The following is a 14,248-nucleotide window of genomic DNA, read 5'->3' as shown; positions in this document are numbered from 1 at the left end:
GCGAATGGAGTGACTGACACACTCGCCAGGACAGCAGCCGCCATGCCCGACATCGATCCCGCCGACGCTCCAATGACCCGCCATCGCTGGCCAGCCGTGCTGGCAATCGCCCTGATCGTGGGCGGCGTCGCGCTGGCCTTCGGCTGGATCGCCGGTTGGCTGACGCCGAACCGGCTGACTCCGCAACGTTTCACCAACGCCATCGAAAGCGGCAACGGGCAGATCTACCGGGGCTATCGTCGCGCGCATGCCAAGGGCATCTGCGTGGCCGGCTATTTCGAAGGCAACGGGCAAGGCGTGGCGCTGTCGAGCGCGCGGCTGTTTGCGCCGGTGCGCACGCCGTTCACCGGGCGCCTGTCGATCGCCGGCGGCGCGCCCTACGGGCTGGACGGCAAGGCGCGCGTGCGCAGCATGGCGCTGGAGTTGAACAGCGACGACGGCCAGCAGTGGCGCATGGCGATGAACAGCTTCCCGTTCTTCGGCGTGTCCACGGTGCCCGCGTTCTACGAGCAGACCCGCGCCAATGCCCCCGACCCCGCCACCGGCAAGCCCGATCCGGCGAAGCAGGCCGCCTTCGTCCGCGCCCATCCGGAATTCGCCCGCTTCGCCGCCTGGGCGAAGACCGCGCCGTGGTCGACCAGTTGGGCCAACACCACGTTCAACGGCGTCAACGCCTTCCGCTTCACCAATGACCGTGGCGAAGTGCGCAACGTGCGCTGGTCGATGCAGCCGCAGGCGGCCTTCGCGGCGATGACGCCAGAGCAGCGTGCTGCCGCCGACGGCAATTTCCTCAGCGAGGATCTACAGGCGCGACTGGCCCATGCGCCGCTGCGCTGGGACATGGTGGTGACCCTGGCGCAGCCCGGCGATCCCACGGCCGATCCGGCGCAGCCCTGGCCCCGGGATCGCCAGCACGTCACCGTCGGCACCGTGGTGATCGAAAGCAGCACGCCGCAGGCCACCGGCGCCTGCCGAGACATCAACTACGACCCGCTGGTGCTGCCGGCCGGCGTGCAGGGTTCGGACGATCCGATCCTGGCCGCCCGTTCGGCCGTCTATTCGGTGTCTTTCAACCGCCGCGAACACGACATCGCCAGCGGCAAGGCGGACACCGCCATCGGCAAGCCCGCCGCACCGGAGACCAGGCCATGAACGATCTTCATCCCGCCAGGCCCGCTCCGCGGCACTTCAACCTCACCGCGCGCGTGCTGCACTGGAGCATGGCGCTGGCGATCCTGGCCATGCTGTTCGTCGGCATCGGCATGGTCGCTTCGCTGAGCCTGCGCCCGACCCTGGTCAGCCTGCACCGGCCGCTGGGCATCGCGATCCTGCTGCTGGCGATCGTGCGGCTGGTGAACCGGCTGCGCCATCGCCCGCCGTCGCTGCCGGCCGACCTGCCCCGGGTGCAGGTGCTGGCGGCGAAGGCCTCGCACTGGCTGCTCTACGCGCTGATGTTCGCGATGCCGCTGATCGGCTGGTCGATGCTGTCTGCCGGCGGCTATCCGGTGACCATGTTCAAGGGTTTCAACCTGCCACCGATCATGCCCCACGACGCCAGCGTCTACGCCGCGTTGCGCGGCGCCCACACCTGGCTTGCCCTGCTGCTGTTCGCCACCGTGCTGCTGCACCTGGCCGCTGCGCTGTTCCATGCCTGGGTGCGGCGCGACGAGGTGTTCCCCAGCATGGCGCGCGGCGCATCACCGACGCCTGCGTCCATCGCGCCGGAGCCGGTCAGCGTGTCGCCACGGGACGAAGGCGGCAACGACGCGGACTCGTGACGGCTTCTAGCTCAACCGGCGCGCTGCACGGTTCGCAGCTTGCCGCTGTTGCCGCCGCCACAGAAGAACTGACCGCCGCCGTCCGACGCCAGTCCCGACACGCCGGTGCCGGCCGGCATCTCGAGGATTTCCAGCACCTCGCCGCTGCGCGGATCGATGCGGCGCAGTTCGCTTTCGTCGTTCTCCCAGGTGCCGTGCCAGAGTTCGCCGTCGGCCCAGCAGACACCGGTGACGAAACGGTTCGATTCGATGGTGCGCAGGATCGCGCCGGTGGCCGGATCGATCTGGTGGATCTGGCGCGCGCGGTACTGTCCCACCCACAACGAACCTTCGGCCCAGGCCAGCCCCGAGTCAGCACCACCACCGGGCGCGGGGATCGTGGCCAGCACCTGGCCGCTGTGCGGATCGATCTTCTGGATGCGGTCCTCGGCAAGCTGGAACAGGTGCTGGCCGTCGAACGCCGTTCCCGCATGGGCGACCACGTCGATCGAACGCAGCGTCTGGCCGCTCGCCGGATCGATCGCGTTCAACTTGTCGCCTGAGGCAAACCACACGTGCCGGCCGTCGTAGGTGACGCCATGCACGCCGTCGACGCCCGCAAAGGGGCCTTGTTCGCGGACGATTCGGGCGGCTGATCGTTTCATGCTGCTTCCTGATGGAGCCGTGGGAACCTGCTTCCGCGCCGTCACTCCTGCGAAGTCGGGAGGTGCTGCATCAACGGCGAAGCAGGTCATCCAGGGCGTGTTGTTGGGAGATCAAGGTGGATTCCCGCTTTCGCGGGAATGACGTCATGGGGGAGTTCCGGGATTCGTGGTTGGCGCGCCGGTCTATCTGATGTGTCTCGATGCAGACAGCCTAGTCGCCCTGCAGCGGCGCGGGGAGTAACAAGCTCGTCGGGAATCCGGGCACCGGCGGGCTCAGCCAGCGGCGCGCCCGCCCGCGGCCGAACGATTGCACCTTGCCGGCCGCTGCCAGCGCATCGAGCGCGCGTTGCACGCTGCGCTGACTGGCGCCCAGCGCCAGCGCCAGGGCCGAACTCGACCACGACTCGCCGTCGGCCAGCAGGGCGAGCACGTCCGCGTGGCGCTCGTCGAGCGGCGGCGCCAGCACGACGACCTGATCGGCCCGATGCGGCGCCAACGCAAAGCCGCGCTTCGTCGCGCCCACGCCGGCCAGTGCCTGCAGCTCGGTACGCAGCCGGCCCATTTCGACGCGCAGGCGTACCCGATGCGATTCGTCGGCGAACCTGGTGCGGAAGACCTCGGCGATGAGCGTGTCCCGCGACACGTCGCCCGGCCATGCCTGGCCCAGCAGGCGGACGATCGCGAATAGTACGGGCCGCCTCGCCAGCGCCACCCGCGTGCCGGACTGGCAGACGACGTGACGACAGGCGTCGATGACGAAGGCGTTCGATGCCAGCAACGCCTCAACGTCCTCCAGCCTGATCAGCCGTTCGCCGTCACGCGTGATCAGCCGCGCCGCGGGCGCGTCGAGCATGCGGGCAGCATCGTCGATCTCCGCCACCAGCGCAGGGATGCCGGCGTGGCGCGCGGCGTAGCTGGCCCGGGCCAGCGCCGCACGCGCCGGTTTCGTGCGCAGGCGGCGCAGGGCGATGCCGGCGTTGACCAGCTCGCGGGCCGCGCGCGAGGCCAGTGGCAGCGGCGCGGCATCGAATCCGGCCAGCGCCCGCTCGGCCTCGTCGAGGCGGCCGAGCAGAAGCAGGCGCCGCGCCGCGAGATAGCGCGCATGCGCCGCGTTCACCGGATCACCGTGCGCCTCCAGCATCGCCCGCGCGGCATCCAGCGCCTTCACCGGCCAGCCCAACTCGCGCGAGGCGAGCGCGATCTCGGCTTCGGCGATGACGCACTTCGCGCGGGCCACTGGCTCCCTCGCACCGAACGCGCGCGCCGCGCGCTGCACCAGCGCCTTCGCCCGCACGAAATCGCCGAGCTGCGCCATCGCGATGCCGCGCAGCGCCAGCGCGGGTGCATCGTCGCGCAAGGCGATCCGGTTCAGCGCGCCCAGCGGGTCGCCCGCCGCCAGCGCACGCGCCGCCGCCGTGATCAGCGAATCCATCGGACCGGAACCCATCGCGCCACGCTTGTCACTCCCACCCTTCGATGTCCCGTTTCTAATCTAGCCCACGATCCACCGGCAAGTCGCATCGATCCCCGAACGAATGCCGGAACTCATTGGGAGAACGCAATGACCATGCACACGACCGGAACCCGCGACGAATGGCTGGAGGCACGACTCGGCCTGCTCGATGCGGAAAAGGAGCTGACCCGACGCGGCGACGAAGTGGCCCGGCAACGCCAGACGTTGCCGTGGGTCAAGGTCGACAAGGCGTATCGCTTCGACACCGACGAAGGCAGCGCCTCGCTGGCCGACCTGTTCCGGGGCCGCTCGCAGCTCCTGGTCTACCACTTCATGTTCGGCACCGATTACAGCGCGGGCTGTCCCTCGTGCTCGTCGATTGCCGACGGCTTCGACGGCTTCGCCGTGCACCTGGCGAATCACGACGTGACCTTGTCGGCGGTATCGCGGGCACCACTCGCGAAACTGCAGGCGTACCGGCAGCGCATGGGCTGGCGTTTCCCCTGGGCGTCTTCGTCCGACGGCGACTTCAACTTCGACTTCAACGTCTCGTTCACCGAAGCAGAGCAGCGCGCCGGAGACATCGAATACAACTATCGGCGCGACGGCCACGCCATGGACGCGACCTCGGCCCCCGCGCCGGTCATCCAGATGGCCGCCAGCTGCGGCACCGATGCGCCCACCTACACGCGCGACCGGCCGGGCCTCAGCGCCTTCGTGCAGGAGGACGGCGTGATCTACCACACCTACTCCACCTACGCGCGCGGCCTGGACGGCCTGTGGGGCATGTACCAGTGGCTCGATCGCGCGCCGCTGGGGCGCAACGAGACCGGTGTGTGGTGGCGTCGCCATGACGAATACGGCAGCAAGTGAGCCGCCCCCGTGGATGCGCACAGCATGGGGATCGCTTCGACCCGGGCTTGCCGGACGAACCTCCCGCTGCGCTTTTTCGGCGTCGCCGCCCTGCTGTTTGCCGCCAGCGCCACGCTGACGATCACCGGCTGCACCGCCATGGCATCGATGGGCGAGTTGCCGATGCCCGGCGGCTGGACGCTGTCGATGGCGTGGATGCCGATGTGCGGCCAGGCCTGGCCCGACGTCGTGGCGGCGTTTCTCGGCATGTGGCTAGCGATGATGGTGGCGATGATGCTGCCGTCCCTGCTGCCGGTGTTGTGGCGCTCTCACGCAGCCATTGATAGGCCCGGTCATTCACCCGCGGGCCGGCTGATCGCACTGATGGGCGCGGCGTATTTCACGGTGTGGCTCGTGCTCGGCACCGGTGTCCTTGCGCTCGGTGCCCTGCTCGCCACCGTCGTGATGCAGTGGCCGGCGCTGGCGCGCGCCATGCCGATCGCGGCCGCCGCGGTCGTCCTCGCCGCCGGCGCGCTGCAGTTCACCGCGTGGAAAGCCCGCCATCTCGCCTGCTGCCGCGCGACGCCGGTCATCGCACCGCGGCTCGCCACAAGCTGGCGACATGGCCTGCGCCTGGGCCTGCATTGCAGCTGCAGTTGCGCCGGCCCGATGGCGATCCTGCTGGTCGGCGGGGTCATGGACTTGCGCATGATGGCGATCGTGACGATGGCGATCACCATCGAGCGCCTGGCCCCCGACGGAAGGCGTGCCGCGCGAACCGTCGGCACCGCGTTCGCCGTGGCGGGACTGCTGATGATGACGCACGCGGCCTGGCCGGGGTGAAACGATCCCGCCGCCGTGCGTGGGCATGCCGAACCACCCCCGATTCCTATCTCCATCGCGGCTGGCTCGAAGACCGGTACCTCGACCTCTTCATCGGTGGCGACTCCCTCTTCGAAGCTCGCCTAGCTTGCACAGATTGTGAACGAAGGCTTCCCCCATGAACGTCTTGACGACCTGCCACTCACACCGACTGCGGAGAGTGGTTGGCGCACAGGCGCTAGCCGACGCCTGTCGCATGTCCTCTCAACCATGGAGTCACGACTCATGAACAACGATCGCATCAAAGGCAACTGGAAACAGCTGGCCGGAAAGATCAAGGCCCAGTGGGGCGACCTGACCGACGACGACCTGACCGTCGCCGAAGGCAATCAGGAGTATCTCGTCGGCAAGCTGCAGGAGCGCTATGGCATCGCCAGGGACGAGGCGGCCAGGCAGGTCAGGGATTTCGAAAACATGCTGTAGTCCCGGGAGGCGAAGTGCCGCACCGACGCGGCTACTCCTGGCTCGTCTCGCGCGGCACGTCCTGCGAGCCTTCCTCGCGGTCGCGGTACAGCGCGGCGCGCACCAGCAACATCAGGGTGATCGGCGTGGTCAGGGTGAGGAAGATGCCGATCAGGATCTCGTAGAAGATCGGGCGGCCGTGCAACACCGAGAAGCAGGTGATCGAGGCGGCCAGCATGAAGAACGTGCCCAGCGTGGTGCCCAGGGTGGGCGCGTGCACGCGCTGGTAGAAGTTCTTCAGGCGCAGCAGGCCGAGCGAGCCGACGAAGGCGAATAGCGCGCCGAGCAGCACCAGCACGGCGACGGTGATGGCCGCCCACGGCGGCAGGGCGTCGAGGTGGCTCATTCGATCACCTGCCCGCGCATCAGGAATTTCGACAGCGCCACGGTGCCGGCGAAACCGAGCAGGGCGATGATCAGGCCGGCCTCGACATACAGCATGCTGCCGCTGCGGATGCCGATGGTGAGCAGCAGGATCATCGCGTTGACGTACAGCGCGTCCAGCGCCAGCACGCGGTCCTGCGCGCGCGGGCCGCGGACCATGCGGATGATCGAGAAGCTCATCGCCAGCAGCAGCAACAGTTGCGCCGCGATGATGGCGACGTGGAGCAGGCCGTGGCTCATTGGAAGACCTCCAGCAGCAGGCGTTCGTAGCGTTGCTTGATGGTGTCGATCCAGCCCTGTTCGTCGACCAGGTCGAGCACGTGGATCAGCAGGATGTTGGCGGTGGAGTCGTAGTTCACCCAGATCGTGCCGGGTGTCGAGGTGATGATGCAGGCCAGCACGGCGAGGCCGTGGCGATCGGTCAGCGCCAGCGGGATCGCCACGAAACCGGAGTGCATGCCCCGTTCGCGGCGCAGGACGATCCGCGCCACGGCGAGGTTGGAGCGGAAGATGTCCAGCATCACGCGCGCGAACAGCAGGCCGAGCAGGTGCGGGTTGCGCACGCGCGCCTTTGGCGGGCGCAACAGGCCGAAGACCTTTGCCAGCGCGATGCCGAGCAGCGTGCCCAGCAGGATCGCGGCCGGCGCCACGCTCTGGTTGAGCAACAGCCAGATCACCAGCAGCAGCGCTGACAGGATCGGGTACGGCAGCCAGCGGCGGATCATGGCGCGGCCTCCGCCGATGGCAGCACTGCATGGATGTAACTGGCCGGCGCGTGCAGCTGGCTGGCGGTGTCGCGCAGGTAGCGCAGCGGCGACTCGACCAGCACGGTCAGCAGCAGGCACAGCCCCAGCAGGATCGCAATGGAAGCCGCTTCCGTGAGGCGCACCCTGGGGAAGATCCGCTCCGGCTCGACCCAGAAAATCTGGATGCCGGCGCGGCACAGCGCGATCACCGTGCACAAGCCGGCCACGATGATCAACGCAAACAGCACGACCGCGCCGGGTCGCGCGCTGTCTTCGAGCATCGGCGCCAGCAGCGCGAACTTGGCCAGGAAGCCGGACAGCGGCGGCAAGCCCGCCAGCAGCACCGCGCAGGCGGAGAAGCTCGACCCCAGCATCGCGATCGGGGCGCTGATCACCACCCGGCTCTCGTCTTCCTTCGCGTACAGGCTTTCGTTGGGCACGCTCTCGCCCACCTGCTCGTACGGCTCCAGGCTCAGCGTGTCGTCGGTGTCGTCGTCGCCGTCGGAGGCGAGCAGACCGGCGACCAGGAAGAACGCAGCGATCGCCAGGGTGGAGATCACCAGGTAGGCCAGCGCGCCGGTGGTCACGGCCGGCTGCTGCAGGCCGATCGCACCGAGCAGGGTGCCGGAGGAAATCACCACGTTGTAGCCGGCCAGCTTGGCCAGGTCGCGCGCGCCCAGCATGCCGACGATGCCGGCCACCACCGTGGCCACGCCGCCCCACAGCATCCAGTCGCTGCCGAAATGGGCGGAGGCGGGGCCCGCGTCGTCGCCGAACAGCAGCAGGCCCAGGCGCAACAGCACGTAGATGCCGACCTTGGTCATCAGCGCGAACATCGCCGCCACCGCCGGCGAGGCGGCGGCATACGTGCGCGGCAGCCAGAAGCCCAGCGGAAACATCGCGGTCTTGATCAGGAACGCCACGCCGAGGATCGCGGCGCCCGCGTGCAGCAGCGCGCGGGTACGCTCGGGCACGTGCGGGATCAGCTCGGCCAGCGCAGCCATGTTGAGCGTGCCGGTGACGCCGAAGATCAGGCTGACGCCGAGCAGGAACAGCATCGAGGCGGTCAGGTTGACCGCGATGTAGTGCAGCCCCGCGCTGACCCGCCGCGCGCCCGAACCGTGCAACGCCAGGCCGTACGACGCGGCCAGCAGCACCTCGAAGAACACGAACAGGTTGAACAGGTCGCCGGTGAGGAAGGCACCGTTCAAGCCCATCAGCAGGAACTGCAGCAGCGGCTGGAAATGGCTGCCGCGATGCTGCCAGCGGCCCAGCGCGTACGGCAGCACGGCCAGCGCCAGCACGCAGGTCAGCAGCACCATCAGGGCGGACAGCCGGTCGGCCACCAGCACGATGCCGAAGCGCGCCGGCCAGTCGCCGATGCGGTAGACCGCCGCCAGCGCACCGTCGGCGGACACCGCGAACATCAACGCGGCGGCGCAGGCGACCAGCGCCGCGCACGAGACGATGCTCAGCGCCAGCACCGTACGTCGCCGCTTCTCGCCGACCAGCAACTGCAGCGCGGCGACCAGCAGCGGCAGCAGGATCGGCGCGATGATCAGGTGGTTGCTCACGGCGTGCCGTCCTCGCCGTCGACGTGGTCGTTGCCGGTCAGCCCGCGCGAGGTCAGCAGCACCACCAGGAACAGCGCGGTGGTGGCAAAACCAATCACGATCGCGGTGAGCACCAGCGCCTGCGGCAGCGGGTCGGTGTATTGGGCGATGTCGCCGCCATGCAGCACCGGGTCGGCGCCGGTGCGCAGGCCGCCGATGGAGAAGATGAAAAGATTCACCGCGTAGGAGATCAGGGTCAGCCCGATGATCACCTGGAAGGTGCGCGGGCGCAGCAGCAGCCACACGCCGGAGGCAGCGAGGATGCCGATCGCGGCTGCCAGTACCAGTTCCATCAGCGCTCTCCTTCCGCGACGGGCGCGGGCGCCTGGCGCGGCCGGCGCAGCGACTGGTGCGCCAGCGCGATCAGCATCAGGATGGTGGTGCCCACCACCACCGCGAACACGCCAAGGTCGAACAGCAGCGCGGTGGCCAGCGGCACGCGGCCCAGCAGCGGCAGGTCGAGGTACTGGAAGTACGTGGTCATGAATGGACGTCCAAACGCCAGCGAGCCCAACCCGGTCAGCACCGCCAGCAACAGCCCCGCGCCGAGCCAGCGCACCGGCAGCACGCGCAGGCGGGTCTCCACCCAGCGCGCACCGCGGGCCATGTACAGCAGGATCAGCGCCACCGCCACGGTGATGCCGGCGACGAAGCCGCCGCCGGGCAGATCGTGGCCGCGCAGGAACAGGTGCAGGCCGAACAGCAGGATCACCGGCGACATCAGCTGGATGATCAGGCCGGGGATCATCAGATAGTCGGTCAGCGAATGATCGGCGGCGCGATCAGGCGCGGCCGCGTCCAGCGCCGTCTGCTGGCGTTGCTGCATTGGCGCGCCGATGCTCTCGGCAGCGGGGCGGAACCGTCGCAGCAAGGCGAACACGGTCAAGGCCACGATCGCCAGCACGCTGATCTCGCCCAGCGTGTCGAAGCCGCGGAAGTCGACCAGGATCACGTTGACCACGTTGTGGCCGCCGCCCTCGGTGTACGCGCGTTCGAGGAAGAAGCGCGAGATCGAATCGGCCACCGGATGGGTCATCGCCGCATAGGCCAGGCTGGCCACGCCCAGGCCGGCCACGATCGCGATCACCACGTCGCGGCGGCGACGGAAGCGCTGCCGGCGGCTTTCCACCGACAGCCCCTCGATCCGCTTGGGCAGCCAGCGCATGCCGAGCAGGATCAGGATCGTGGTGACCACTTCGACCAGCAACTGGGTCGCCGCCAGGTCCGGCGCCGACAGCCACACGAAGCTCACGCACGAGACCAGCCCCGCGCCGCCGGTGAGGATCAGCGCGGCGAGGCGATGGAACTTCGCCTGGCTGGCCGCGCCGATCGCGCAGGCCGCGCCCAGCAGCCACAGCAACGCGAACGCCGGGTCGATGCTGGACCAGCGCAGCTCCATGTCCAGCGAGGCGCCGGTCGCGGCCAGGGTGCCGGCCAGCAGCGCCAGCAGCACGATGCACAGCAATTGCGATTGCAGCCGCCGGCTCGGATAAAGCCGTTCGAGCCGCTGCGGCAGGTCGGCGGCCAGCACCGCCATCACCCGCTCGAAGATCCGCTTGCCGCTGAGCCGGCCGGTCAGCGGTGCCGACTCGCGCTCGGCGAAACGACGGCGCAGGCCCGCGAACAGCAGGCAGCCGGCCACGAAGGCGAACACGCTCATCAGCAGCGGGGTGGTCACGCCGTGCCACACCGCCAGGCTGTAGACCGGCAAGTCGCTGCCCAGCACCGAACCGGCCGCCGCCTGCAGGGTCGGTCCGATCACCCGCGCCGGCAGCACGCCCACCAGCAGGCAGGTCAGCGCCAGGAAGCCGATCGGGAAGCGCATCCACAACGGCGGCTCATGCGGCTGGCGCGGCAGCTCGGCCGGCGTGCGGCCGAAGAACACGCCGCGCACGAAGCGGATCGAATAAGTCACGCCGAACGCGCTGGCCGCCACCGCGATCACCACCGAGATCGCGTCCAGCAACGGACCCTGCCGCGCGGCCAGCGTCTCGGCGAAGAACATTTCCTTGGACAGGAAGCCGTTCAACAGCGGCACGCCCGCCATCGCCGCGCCGGCCACCAGCGCCAGCGTGGCGGTGATCGGCATGAACCGGCGCAGGCCGCCCAGCTTGCGCAGGTCGCGCGTGCCGGCCTCGTGGTCGACCGCGCCGGCGGCCATGAATAGCGAGGCCTTGAAGGTGGCGTGGTTGACGATGTGGAAGATCGCCGCCACCACGCCCAGCGCGCTGCCCAGCCCCACCAGCATGGTGATCAGGCCCAGGTGGCTGATCGTCGAATAGGCCAGCACGCCTTTCAGGTCCTGCTCGAACATCGCCGCGTACGCGCCCAGGATCAGGGTGACCAGGCCCACCCCGCCGACGATCCACGACCACTCCGCGGTGCCGCCCAGCACCGGCCAGAAGCGCACCAACAGGAACACGCCGGCCTTCACCATGGTGGCCGAATGCAGATACGCCGAGGCCGGTGTGGGCGCCGACATCGCCTGTGGCAGCCAGAAGTGGAACGGGAACTGCGCGCTCTTGGTGAACGCGCCCAGCAGGATCAGCAGCAGCGTGGGCGTGTACCACGGATGCGCGCGCACCGTGTCGCCTGCGGCGAGGATCGCGTCCAACTCGTAACTGCCCGCGATGTGGCCCAGCAGCAGCATGCCGCCGAACAGGCACAGGCCACCGCCGGAGGTGACGATCAGCGCCATCCGCGCACCGTCGCGCGCAGAAGGTCCGCGGTGCCAGTAGCCGATCAGCAGGAACGAGAACAGGCTGGTCATCTCCCAGAAGAACACCAGCTGGATCACGTTGCCCGACATCACGATGCCCAGCATCGAACCCATGAAGGCCAGCAGCAGCGCGAAGAAGCGCGCCAGCGGATCGTCGGGCGACATGTAGTAGCGGGCGTACAGGCCGACCAGCGCGCCGATGCCGCAGACCAGCAGCATCATCAGCCAGCTGAAGCCGTCGATCCGCAGCACCAGGTCCAGGCCCAGCCCCGGTGCCCACGGAATCACCTGGCGCAGCACGCCGCCGGCGAGGATCAACGGGGCCAGCCACAGGCAAAGCAGCAGGCCGAGCAGCGCAGTGGCGGTCATCAGCCACGCCGCCCGGTTGTGGCCGCGACCGCGCATCAGCCACGCCACCACGCTGGCCACGAAGGGCAGGCAGAGGATCAGGCTGGGCAGGTAGTGCGGCATCGGTCACGGGCTCCTGGGATTTGTCGGTGTCTCCGGCAAGAAACCCAGGCGGCGAAACCTGGCACTTCAAGAGCGTCCGCGCACCTGGGTCGCTGAAACCTCGGCGACAGCGGTGACCGCGGACAACGTTTCGGATCCGCCATGGCACTGCGCTCGACAAGCGCAGCCCCTCGAACGGGAATGACAGGATCGTTCGGGACTTGCTGCAGCGCGCGTCTCGCCCGCTGCCCCCGCAGTCTATCGCCCGGCGCGAACGACGGGCAATGCGGGCGGTCGCGGCGCGGCGTCGATTGTGCAATGGTCGACGCAATGCGCGTCGCGACGCATCGACCCGGCGGGAGATCGGACATGAGCGAACCCCTTGGCGCAACCCGGCCGGACTGGCTGCTGCTGGCCACCGACCTCGGCGCGGGCTGCGACCGCGCCATGGATCGCGCGGCGCAGCTGGCGCGGCAATGGCAGCTGCCGTTGTCGGTGGTGCATGCGACGCCGGCTGGCGCGGTGGACGCGTGGCCGACCTCCGCCCACGACGCGTCACCGAGGCAGCCACCGGAGCGGACGGCAGCGATCGAGCGGCAACTGCGCCAGGACCTGGGCGAGGACCTGCCCGGGCTGTCCATCCACGTGGCCGAAGGCGAGCCCGCCGACGTCATCCTGGAACTGGCCCGTCGCGAAGGTCATGGCCTGATCGTGCTGGGCTCCGACCGCGCGGGTTTCGCCGACGGCTCGCCGGGCCGTACCGCCGAACGGCTGGTGCGCGCCTCGCCAGCCTCCGTGCTGATCGTGAGGCAGCGGCCGCGTGGTGCGTACCGGCACCTCCTGGTGGGCACCGATTTCACCGTCGAATCGCGGGACGGGCTGCGTGCCGCCGCGTCGCTGTTTCCGCAGGCCCGCATCGTGCTGATGCACGCGCTGGACATTCCCTACCAGTCGCTCTGGCTCGATGCCGCGCGCCGCCAGGAATTCATCGAGATGGAGATGGCCACGGTCGCGGCCTTCCTGGCCGACAGCGACTTGCCCGAGGCGGCGCGCCAACGCATCCACCCGCTGGTCGAGCACGGCCATCCGGAAATCATGCTGCGCCAGTACGTGCTGGAGAAAGGCGCCGACCTCACCGTGATCGGCGCGTTCAATCGCGGCCTGGCCTTTCGCCTGCTGATCGGCGGCACCGCGCAACGGATCGTGCAGGCCGTGCCCGGCGACCTGCTGGTGGTGCGCGCGACGCCCGCCACCGGATAAACGCGGCCGGCTTCACTTGTCACGATGCGTGCACGCAGCCTGCACGCCCGGGCTTCGTACCATGCACGCGGGAATCCCCAGGATGGCCTGACCGGCCAAGCCTTCCCATCCGTTCCGCGACCCCGGAGAAAACAACATGACCCATCGACAGCCACGTCGGCTTCGCCGTGCCGGCGGGATGCTCGCCTTCGTCCCGCTGCTGCTCACCTGCCACGTCGCCAGCGCGCAGCAGTCGCCGGCACTGGATCGCGTCAGCGTCTGGCTGGGCGCCTACAGTGCCAACGCCGATACCACCATCGGCGCCAGCGACAAGAGCGGCCAGTACAACGGCGACTTCAATCTCGAAAAGGACCTGGGCTTTCCCGACCGCAAGACCGTGCCCCGTGCCCGGCTCGACTTCCTGGTCGGCGACAGCCAGGGATTCTCGCTGGACCACTACAGCGTCAATCGCACCCGCAGCAAGTCGCTGGCGCGCGACATCAGCTACGCCGGCAACGACTACAGCGCGGCGGCCACGGTGAAGGGCAAGCTCAACTTCGACTTCGGCAGCGCGTCCTGGCGCTGGTGGTTCGGCCACGGCAACGACGTGTTTGGCCTGGGCCTGGGCGGCGCCTACTACCGCGTGCACGCCAGCATCAGCGGCGAGGCCAGCGTCAACGGCGATCCCGTGGGCCAGGCCTCGTCCAGCACCACCGACAGCGCCTGGGCGCCGATGCTGCAGCTGGGCTGGCGACATGCGTTCAACGACCAGTGGCGCATGTACATCGACGCCGCCGGCGTGAAGAAGAACGGCGGCAACCTCAACGGACACATCGTCAACGCCGCGCTGGGCGTGGAGTATTTCCCGTGGAAGAACGTGGGCTTCGGCGCCGAATACGGCTACAGCCGCGTCGTGCTGCATCAGCGCAAGCACGACTACAACGCCAACCTCGACATGAAGCTCGACGGCCCCTCGCTGTTCGTGCGCTTCCGCTTCTGAGCGCTTTCACCGCGAGGTGATTCGGC

15 protein-coding genes are annotated in these 14,248 nt (G+C 69.0%); 7 read left to right on the top strand and 8 right to left on the bottom strand.

The window, feature by feature from the left end:
* Nucleotides 1-42 precede the first annotated feature (42 nt).
* Nucleotides 43-1,152, top strand: a complete 1,110-nt coding sequence (locus tag ASD55_RS01420; RefSeq protein WP_056763190.1) for a catalase family peroxidase — start codon at nucleotides 43-45, stop codon at nucleotides 1,150-1,152.
* Entirely contained in the window at nucleotides 1,149-1,778 is a 630-nt protein-coding gene (locus ASD55_RS01415) for a cytochrome b (RefSeq protein WP_056763188.1), read from the top strand. Before ASD55_RS01420 ends, ASD55_RS01415 begins: the two co-directional genes overlap by 4 nt.
* Before the next feature lie 11 nt (nucleotides 1,779-1,789).
* On the opposite strand, the gene ASD55_RS01410 is transcribed toward ASD55_RS01415, so the two are convergent.
* Both ASD55_RS01410 and ASD55_RS01405 read right to left on the bottom strand, forming a co-directional pair.
* A complete protein-coding gene (locus ASD55_RS01410; RefSeq protein WP_056763186.1) occupies nucleotides 1,790-2,422 on the bottom strand; it encodes a PQQ-binding-like beta-propeller repeat protein in 633 nt (210 codons plus the stop codon).
* A 211-nt stretch (nucleotides 2,423-2,633) separates the two neighbouring features.
* The gene (locus tag ASD55_RS01405) at nucleotides 2,634-3,854 is read right to left on the bottom strand and encodes a hypothetical protein (protein WP_056764411.1); all 1,221 of its coding nucleotides are present in this window, start codon (nucleotides 3,852-3,854) and stop codon (nucleotides 2,634-2,636) included.
* Nucleotides 3,855-3,983: 129 nt separating this feature from the next.
* Between ASD55_RS01405 and ASD55_RS01400 the strand changes: the two genes are divergently transcribed.
* From ASD55_RS01400 to ASD55_RS01390, 3 genes are all read left to right on the top strand, one after another.
* A complete protein-coding gene (locus tag ASD55_RS01400; RefSeq protein WP_056763184.1) occupies nucleotides 3,984-4,748 on the top strand; it encodes a DUF899 domain-containing protein in 765 nt (254 codons plus the stop codon).
* A gap of 9 nt (nucleotides 4,749-4,757) precedes the next feature.
* On the top strand, nucleotides 4,758-5,570 hold the full coding sequence (locus ASD55_RS01395) for a DUF2182 domain-containing protein (protein WP_235577695.1): 813 nt from the start codon (nucleotides 4,758-4,760) through the stop codon (nucleotides 5,568-5,570).
* Nucleotides 5,571-5,834: 264 nt separating this feature from the next.
* Nucleotides 5,835-6,032, top strand: coding sequence for a CsbD family protein (locus ASD55_RS01390; RefSeq protein ID WP_056763182.1), 198 nt, complete (start codon nucleotides 5,835-5,837; stop codon nucleotides 6,030-6,032).
* Between the two features lie 31 nt (nucleotides 6,033-6,063).
* Here the strand turns inward: ASD55_RS01390 and mnhG are convergent, their stop codons facing one another.
* From mnhG to ASD55_RS01360, 6 genes are read right to left on the bottom strand one after another with little or no spacing between them, the layout of a single operon-like run.
* Entirely contained in the window at nucleotides 6,064-6,417 is a 354-nt protein-coding gene (mnhG, locus tag ASD55_RS01385) for a monovalent cation/H(+) antiporter subunit G (RefSeq protein ID WP_056763180.1), read from the bottom strand.
* Nucleotides 6,414-6,695 (bottom strand): K+/H+ antiporter subunit F, encoded by a 282-nt coding sequence (locus ASD55_RS01380; protein WP_056717628.1) that lies wholly within the window; start codon nucleotides 6,693-6,695, stop codon nucleotides 6,414-6,416. Before ASD55_RS01380 ends, mnhG begins: the two co-directional genes overlap by 4 nt.
* Nucleotides 6,692-7,180 carry a Na+/H+ antiporter subunit E gene (locus tag ASD55_RS01375; protein WP_056763178.1) on the bottom strand — a complete coding sequence of 163 codons (489 nt, stop codon included), beginning with the start codon at nucleotides 7,178-7,180 and terminating at the stop codon, nucleotides 6,692-6,694. Before ASD55_RS01375 ends, ASD55_RS01380 begins: the two co-directional genes overlap by 4 nt.
* Complete coding sequence (locus ASD55_RS01370) at nucleotides 7,177-8,775, bottom strand: monovalent cation/H+ antiporter subunit D (RefSeq protein WP_056763177.1); 1,599 nt, start codon at nucleotides 8,773-8,775, stop codon at nucleotides 7,177-7,179. The genes ASD55_RS01375 and ASD55_RS01370 overlap by 4 nt, the downstream gene beginning before the upstream one ends.
* Nucleotides 8,772-9,107 (bottom strand): Na+/H+ antiporter subunit C, encoded by a 336-nt coding sequence (locus tag ASD55_RS01365; RefSeq protein ID WP_007808590.1) that lies wholly within the window; start codon nucleotides 9,105-9,107, stop codon nucleotides 8,772-8,774. The genes ASD55_RS01370 and ASD55_RS01365 overlap by 4 nt, the downstream gene beginning before the upstream one ends.
* Nucleotides 9,107-12,004, bottom strand: coding sequence for a monovalent cation/H+ antiporter subunit A (locus ASD55_RS01360; protein WP_056763175.1), 2,898 nt, complete (start codon nucleotides 12,002-12,004; stop codon nucleotides 9,107-9,109). Before ASD55_RS01360 ends, ASD55_RS01365 begins: the two co-directional genes overlap by 1 nt.
* Nucleotides 12,005-12,352: 348 nt before the next feature.
* Between ASD55_RS01360 and ASD55_RS01355 the strand changes: the two genes are divergently transcribed.
* On the top strand, nucleotides 12,353-13,243 hold the full coding sequence (locus ASD55_RS01355) for a universal stress protein (RefSeq protein WP_056763174.1): 891 nt from the start codon (nucleotides 12,353-12,355) through the stop codon (nucleotides 13,241-13,243).
* A gap of 136 nt (nucleotides 13,244-13,379) precedes the next feature.
* Complete coding sequence (locus ASD55_RS01350; RefSeq protein WP_056763172.1) at nucleotides 13,380-14,222, top strand: autotransporter outer membrane beta-barrel domain-containing protein; 843 nt, start codon at nucleotides 13,380-13,382, stop codon at nucleotides 14,220-14,222.
* Nucleotides 14,223-14,248 lie beyond the last annotated feature (26 nt).

The sequence above is a fragment of the Rhodanobacter sp. Root561 genome (genome assembly GCF_001427365.1).
Classification (GTDB): Bacteria; Pseudomonadota; Gammaproteobacteria; order Xanthomonadales; family Rhodanobacteraceae; genus Rhodanobacter.
This window is presented reverse-complemented; position numbering and strand designations above follow the sequence as displayed.